This is a genomic window from Sphingobacterium sp. UBA1897 (assembly GCF_002337775.1).
In the GTDB taxonomy this organism is placed as follows: Bacteria; Bacteroidota; Bacteroidia; order Sphingobacteriales; family Sphingobacteriaceae; genus Sphingobacterium; species Sphingobacterium siyangense.
Genome location: NZ_DDGR01000032.1, coordinates 54,508 through 61,575, shown reverse-complemented (window position 1 = coordinate 61,575; position 7,068 = coordinate 54,508). Strand labels below are relative to the sequence as shown.

Annotated in this window: 5 protein-coding genes; 3 read left to right on the top strand and 2 right to left on the bottom strand. The window is 38.8% G+C overall.

Going from position 1 to position 7,068, the window contains the following annotated elements:
* Window positions 1-300, bottom strand: a 300-nt coding sequence (locus B4N43_RS25590) for a PD-(D/E)XK nuclease family transposase (protein ID WP_414711935.1), incomplete at its 3' end; no start/stop codon positions are given.
* On the opposite strand from B4N43_RS25590, the gene B4N43_RS22590 reads away from it, so the two are divergent.
* Both B4N43_RS22590 and B4N43_RS22585 read left to right on the top strand, forming a co-directional pair.
* The gene (locus tag B4N43_RS22590) at window positions 245-715 is read left to right on the top strand and encodes a hypothetical protein (protein WP_286736362.1); all 471 of its coding nucleotides are present in this window, start codon (window positions 245-247) and stop codon (window positions 713-715) included. The two genes, B4N43_RS25590 and B4N43_RS22590, sit on opposite strands and share 56 nt — an antisense overlap.
* A 219-nt stretch (window positions 716-934) precedes the next feature.
* Window positions 935-1,462, top strand: coding sequence for a DUF4468 domain-containing protein (locus B4N43_RS22585; protein ID WP_088161285.1), 528 nt, complete (start codon window positions 935-937; stop codon window positions 1,460-1,462).
* An 81-nt stretch (window positions 1,463-1,543) separates the two neighbouring features.
* Here B4N43_RS22585 and B4N43_RS22580 read toward each other — a convergent pair whose 3' ends face one another.
* Window positions 1,544-2,290: a hypothetical protein gene (locus B4N43_RS22580; protein WP_088161284.1), complete on the bottom strand. Its 747-nt coding sequence runs from the start codon at window positions 2,288-2,290 to the stop codon at window positions 1,544-1,546.
* A 261-nt stretch (window positions 2,291-2,551) separates the two neighbouring features.
* Between B4N43_RS22580 and B4N43_RS22575 the strand changes: the two genes are divergently transcribed.
* Window positions 2,552-7,060, top strand: a complete 4,509-nt coding sequence (locus tag B4N43_RS22575) for an AAA domain-containing protein (protein ID WP_286736358.1) — start codon at window positions 2,552-2,554, stop codon at window positions 7,058-7,060.
* Window positions 7,061-7,068: the final 8 nt, after the last annotated feature.

Genomic DNA, 7,068 nt, shown 5'->3' with positions numbered 1-7,068 from the left:
ATAACATAAACAAATATCGTGTAGAAAATACTTCTCATCCCCCGCATCAGGCATTGCAAATCCATCCATCAGTACAATGATATAAACTTCACTAATTCCATAATTCCAAGCCCTTCGGTTGTCTTTGGGTGCCTGATCCGCTATCAATTTACTACTGTAGTAAAGCATGCGCTTTTTCAAATTATCCTGCGCCGTGCGCTGCACTTCAATAATAAAACGTTCGCCATACGGCAAAAGATGCTGAATGCGCCTTGTTAATCGAATAACCGGCGAAGCTTTCCATCTGCCGCCAGATCTCACGGCTAATCTTTTCGGGGTAGCCCTTCGCCTTACAGTTGGAAAAGAACTTATCCTCAATTTCGATCAGGTGGTCTTTGCTGCGATATTTGCCCGACATCATCCGCCGGAGCACATGCATCAGCCATATCGAGTCCTCCATAAGCATGCGCATGCCTATAAACCCATGAAAGGAAATCTGGAGCAACTGCTCGCTCGAACCTGTATAACTCCACTTTGGGAGGACGATTTATTGTCAATAGACGATGCGCTATTATTGGTGGGTACAGAAAGCGTACAAGATGATTGGATCGTGCTGGTCAAGCAGAAAAGGGGAAATAAAAAGTATCTCTTGTTAATCGTTAAGGGAGGCAGTTTTGGCTTTTCTCAAATATTTTTTAGGCAAAACAGTATGGCTTTTGATATTGTTATCTATTAAAATTTTATAAAATGTAGTGAAATATGATTGCATCTATATTATAGTTTTCCGATCGACTTATCTTATTGAAAACTCAACGCATTTGATATACAAATTTCAATTCTCTAACCCGCTCGCTTTGGATTTTCCTTCACAAAGAAGTACATTGCAAAAAATTAATGCGACTAACGACTTATTTTGTAAAGTTGGTTGAGTTACTTTCCTTCAAAACAATTTAATATGAAAAATTATATCATTACCGGAATATTTTTGCTTCTGTTCATAAATTTAGCATTTTCACAATATTTCACCCTAGCTCCAACAGGTTTCGTTTCTAAAGAGAATCTAGATTATACCGTAGTGGAAGTTCCTGGCGCTAAACAGCAAGAACTTTACGATAATGTATTAAAATCGATCAATAGCTTATATTCCAACCCCAAAGAAGGCCTGACTTTGGTTCCTGGGCAGGCGATCGCTTTAGCAGCTTACCAACAAAGAGGACTTAAAACATCCGCTATTGCTTACTATGATGTCGATTACACCTTGTCTTTTTTATTTAAAGATGGAAAAATAAGAATCAATAGTCCAACTTTCAGTGCTCAAATTATGAATTACAACGGTACTTGGAATAAAATGAACGTGAAAAAATTTTATTTCAAAGGCAACGGTAGCCCCAAAAATGAGAAAAAACATCAATTCGTAAACGCGTACTTTAATGAGCTGATCAAATCTATTCTTGAAAAATCAACCAATATTGATAATTGGTAATATCGATGTATTTGTTCTCTTCCTGACAATAAACTTGCGAGCTTTCATCCCATTTTTCCGGTTTTAATTCTAGAAATAATATCATTCAACGCCTTTAAAAGACATAATAACGCCAGAATATTTATCGTGATCTGCACCAATATAAGATAAATCAATACCGGATAAATTTTTATTGTTCACAGCTTCTTTAAATAGCGTATAATTCATTTTTTCGACCCTATTATTCCAGTCTTCATCCGATGTTGGCTTAATTGATTCCAAATCTTTCATTTCAAACATCGCACGATCCGATATTTTTTTAGACCGTTGGACAAAAATTGTATCTCCTTCTATCTTTAGAATCTTAACCCAACCTGCTGGTAAACCTTGGATGTTATTTCCTTCAGCATCGGTAAAGAAACTTGCACCATATAGTTGTCCTGCCTGTAGTTGTTGAGCCGATTGAGCAAGACTTTCTTTTTCATTCCGATATTTCTTACCATCTATGTTCAGTTTAATACCATAAATAATAGAGCCGATAATTGCTATCGATGCTATAATCAAATACCCTTTCCAAAGTTTGAAATACGGAATTTCTAGTGTCTTCTTAAATTTCTTTACCTCTTCTTTTATTTCAGGCGAATAATTTCTTGCGTGGATGACCTGCCCGTATTGATTGACTAAACGAGACATTTTTACCAGACCTCCTCCAACTGGAAACCCTAAAAATTTGGTCGCAGGTGTAATGATACTAAGATTGAAATTCTGCGCTATGGTCTCATTTTTTAATGTTGCAATGATATTTTTACTTCCTAAAACGTACTCGTAACGTGTATAAATGAACAGCATAAATGGAATGAATTATAACTATAACGGTTCGAAATTAAGAAAAAATTCCTCCTGTAACAATCCTGTGTCAATTAACTAATTAGTACAGAAACAGATAAATTTATTTGATATCCTACGCGTACCTGAACCATCTCGTGTAGGATCTTTGCGATGAAGCTGGCTGTCTAATTAAAATGCTGACAGGCTTTGATAAGGTAATTTGATTCGATTGCTGATTATACCGAATATTTGTATATTAGGATAAATACAAATATTACAATTATGTCATCCAAGATTTTCCTGCAATCTTTACAAAGTAAATTAAAAGGCGGTAACGCCCGCTCTATTCATTTAAATGCATTGCCAGGAAGGTTGGCCACACGGTTAGACCTGCAGCAGCTCGACCTCATTGAGGATGGTCTAGCCAAATCATTTTTAGATACCTTGTTGACCAAAGCAAACTTTGAATTTAAGATTTCATTTGATACGATAGATCTCAATGAAAAAGATACGGAGACTCAAAAGAAACTAACCTTAATTTCTAAACGACTGAACTCCATCATCATAGAAAATGAAGATTATTTTAAAGAACATGGGATGAAGACCCTCGGATTTGGCTATCCTATTCTTATAAAAAGATCCTCAAAAGATCCTTCTAAGATCATAAAAGCCCCATTATTCATTTGGCAACTAGAGGCCGTTAAATCTAAAAACAAAGTCAATGAATGGTCGTTTTTGCGAAATAAAGCGATTCATGCAAATGGAAAAATAGTGGATTCAGATATTCACCCGATTAGTATCAACGAGGTCCTCCTTTCTTTTATCAAAAGTGAAGATGACATTACATTACCCAATCTGACCAATGAAGCCTTAGATGACGCGCTGATTGACAACAACGAGTTAGTGAACGCTTGTGCTGAAGTACTGGAAGCACTCAATTCAAATAGTAAAGAGCAGATACTTGAGGTGCTAGGCAAAAACTTTGAAACAGCTATCAATGTATTACCCGAAGCATCCCAGATAGATGCTATCGCCAATAACAAAGCTTACATTCATTTTGGTGGTGTTTTTGGTTTGTTCAGAGCGCAAAAAGAAAGTATTATCACCGACATTTCCCGCTTATTGGATCGCTTCGATGCCTTTGAATTTGATGAGCTTAAAGTGGAAAATCTATCGACAACACCTTTCAGCGCCGTAGATACAGACCCAAGCCAACAGGCCATAATAAGTGCTCTTGGAAATGAACCGAACCAAATAATACAAGGCCCTCCAGGTACGGGAAAGAGCCAATCGTTAACTGCACTGATCACAAATGCACTTGCCAATGGTCTGAAATGTCTTGTCGTCTGCGAAAAGAAAACAGCGCTTGATGTGATTAAAGCAAATATCGAACGTACGAATCCTCAGATCGGCGCGCTAGTCGGTGTAATTGATGATGTGAACGATGCGCGTGAAGCGATCGTAGATTCCGTCAGAGATCGTCAGATCGGAGTTCCGTTTCACATCTCAGGAAGGCAAGCCCAAAACCAATATGATGCGATAAAATCAAAACTCAAGGAATCAGCTGAACTTATCAATGCACAGCATGCTGCCTTAGCTCAAACGGTCTACGGCGATAAGAGTTGGCCGCAGATCGTCGGACGGTATTTGGCTTTATTAAAAAACTTTAGTCAAGTACCGCTCAAGAATATTATACCGAAAGAGGATTTTAATTTTGCTCAGGATCATACAGAACTGGAAAGGACACTTGTTATTCTAAAGCAAAGCCATAATTTATTTAAGCAATCGCGTCAGGTTCATGCCATATTTAGACCATTGGCAGACGATCTATTTATAGATCAACAGGTTGGGCCATCGCGTGTAAGAATTGAGGATTTTGTTGCATACGCGCATAAACAGCTACCAACTATTGAACAGGTTATTGCTGAACTTCAAGTGAGTGGAAAGCAGTGGGCTGATGATTTTTTGAGCGGCATCCCCACAATAATGCAGCAGGATTTTAAGTCCTATTTAGCATTTTGTATTGGAGATTCAGTGAAAGAAGAGGTATTACCATCCACTTTTCCTCAGGAACAGCGCATCAATGAAATTGTCTTAGGACTACAAACAGTAGGGATAAAAGCGCAACAATTTTTCAAGCAATATGAAGATGCTCTGCAACAACATTATAGCAGCTATCATTCATCGCTAAGCAATGCAATATCAACTTATCTTGCCTACGCTGAAACAAGCATTGCTCAATATGGCAATAACTTATTAAATAATAGTAGTGGTGCAAAATTTAAAACAAGTTTATTAAGTATATTCTCGGGAAAGCATAAACAGATAAAACAAACGAGAATCGAATTAAAGAATCGTATCGCGCAGGTAAGATCAGCCCATGTTCAGAAAAATTATATTGAACATCAATATAACGATCATTTGGAAACAACTGACTTATCTATATATCTAAACAATATAGAGGAACTCAGACAAAAGGCAGCCGCTTGGAAAGAGCAATACCCGCATACGATCAGTAACTATTTGTCTAATATTAATGATCATCATTTTCATGCTGAACTGAGTGAACTAAAAGCGCAGATAACTCCCCTACTTCAAAAATTGGATAGTATAGAGCAAATGCTAATCGCTGATTACAATATCGTTCCAACGACAGCTGTTACCGATATCAATGGGTTGATTGAGGCAGTACCTTATCTAACTGAAAGAGTAACTTTTCAATTAAGGTATTTTAGTAATTTTCGTGACTATTACGCGGAACGCGCTGATGCCTATCGGAGTCTACAAAACTCGTTTGACGATATTGAAAGTAACCAGTTAACAGGAAATATAACAAATGGGATATTTTTGCCGTATACAAGTCTTCAGGCGGCACAGGAACTATGTGATAAGATTAAGCATACCGTCACAACGTTCGGTGAACATATGAGTGATTTCCGTATCTATCATGAGTGGAAATCATTTTTTCTTTCAGTGGACGAAGCGCAACAAAGGCTTATTACCAGAATCAGCATACATCTTAAAGATCATTGGGCTGAAGCATTTGAATGCTGGTATCTGTATTGGGTACTCACGACAAATGAGCCACAGGAGTTGCCAAAAAGTGACTACCAACTACAACAATATCAGCAGCAAAAACAAGAGTTTAACCATGCACAGCTGAATAGTATTATTGCCTTATGGACGGAAAGGCAAGCTGAAGCCGTCGGACATTTTAAAGCCAGAGGACAAAACATCAATAGTTTGTTTAACAAAAAGGGAGCTAAGGGAATGCGCCGCAATTCACTCCGCACTATTGTGAACAGAGAATTTGAACTATTTACAGATTTTTTTCCAGTATTATTGGTCAATCCTTCGGTTTGCAGTTCTATCCTTCCGCTGCAGGAAGGAATTTTTGATGTGGTCATATTTGATGAGGCCAGCCAGTTGCGTCTCGAAGATACCTATGCGGCCCTGATCCGGGGAAAAGCTAAAATCGTTTCCGGTGATAAGCACCAGATGGCTCCCTCCTCTTACTTCGAGGGAAGTGGAGCGCTACTTGACCCGATTGATGATGAAACAGAAGATTACGAAGATGAATTTTCAGATCGGACTGCGCTACAGGCTGCTCAGCTTAACCTCGCAGATAGTGAATCCTTACTAGCTTATGCTGTAGACAAAGGGTTCGTTGAATCTTATTTAAAAGTCCATTACCGCTCGAAACACCCTTATCTTATCGACTTCTCCAATCATGCATTCTACGGGAATAGGTTAATGCCTGTTCCGGCGAAGGAGCACTACACGCCTATCGAATATTTACAGATTGATGGTTTATATGAAGGGCAAGTAAATAAACAAGAGGCATTGCAAGTGGTCGAATTGTTACAACAGATCATGAAGGAAGCTAAAGACAGTATTCCAAGCGTGGGTGTTGCTACTTTCAATATTTACCAACGCAACTTGATCCTTGAGGAACTGAGTGCAGTTCGCCAGAATGACCCTGCATTCGACAGTTTAATGGCGCAGGCGGGAGATTCATTCTTTGTTAAAAATCTCGAAAACATTCAGGGCGACGAACGGGATATTATCATTCTATCCACAACATTTGGGCGAAAAGCCGACGGTTCGTTTAGTCAAAACTTTGGTCCGATTATACAAGGTAAAGGACATCGTATGTTGAACGTAATCATCACTCGAGCGCGGTCAAAGGTATATGTATGTACTTCTTTCCCGCAGGAGTATGTTGGTCAGTACCCAAATCTTATCCAACAGAAGGGCAATAAAGGCCGTGGTATTATGTACGCTTACTTTACCTATGCGAAAGCGGTAAGTGAGGGTAATGACGAATTGCGAAAGGGCATTCTCCAGCTATTGAGTCAGTATTGTACAGATAAACTGTATGAGCCAGCAGAATTTAGCTTGGGGTCTGAGTCTCCATTTGAAGATGAAGTATTCGAACAACTTGCACAGCATATCGGTGCCGATCGTTTAGAACAGCAGCATTCCGTAGGCGGTTTCCGGATTGATATCGTTGTCAAATCAAAAACAAGCCACAAACCACTCATCGCAATAGAGTGTGATGGCGCGAAATATCATAACAGTCCGGAAGCTTATGCTTGGGACAGTTTCCGACAGGAGCAACTTGAAAGATATGGTTTTGTATTTCATAGGATATGGTCAATTAAATGGTGGGATGATGCCGATGGAGAGCTGAAGCGACTACTTGATTTTATTCGTCAACAGGATGAAGAAGAGGCAAATTTGAACAACCACGTGCATGTGGGAACGAAAATCAATATAAATGATAATTAGCGAATCGC

What these genes read in the sequence shown, in the direction of transcription:
- B4N43_RS22590 (WP_286736362.1), top strand. Translation starts at nt 245, where the DNA reads ATGCGCCTTGTTAATCGAATAACCGGCGAAGCTTTCCATCTGCCGCCA.
- B4N43_RS22585 (WP_088161285.1), top strand. Translation starts at nt 935, where the DNA reads ATGAAAAATTATATCATTACCGGAATATTTTTGCTTCTGTTCATAAAT.
- B4N43_RS22580 (WP_088161284.1), bottom strand. Translation starts at nt 2,290, where the DNA reads ATGCTGTTCATTTATACACGTTACGAGTACGTTTTAGGAAGTAAAAAT.
- B4N43_RS22575 (WP_286736358.1), top strand. Translation starts at nt 2,552, where the DNA reads ATGTCATCCAAGATTTTCCTGCAATCTTTACAAAGTAAATTAAAAGGC.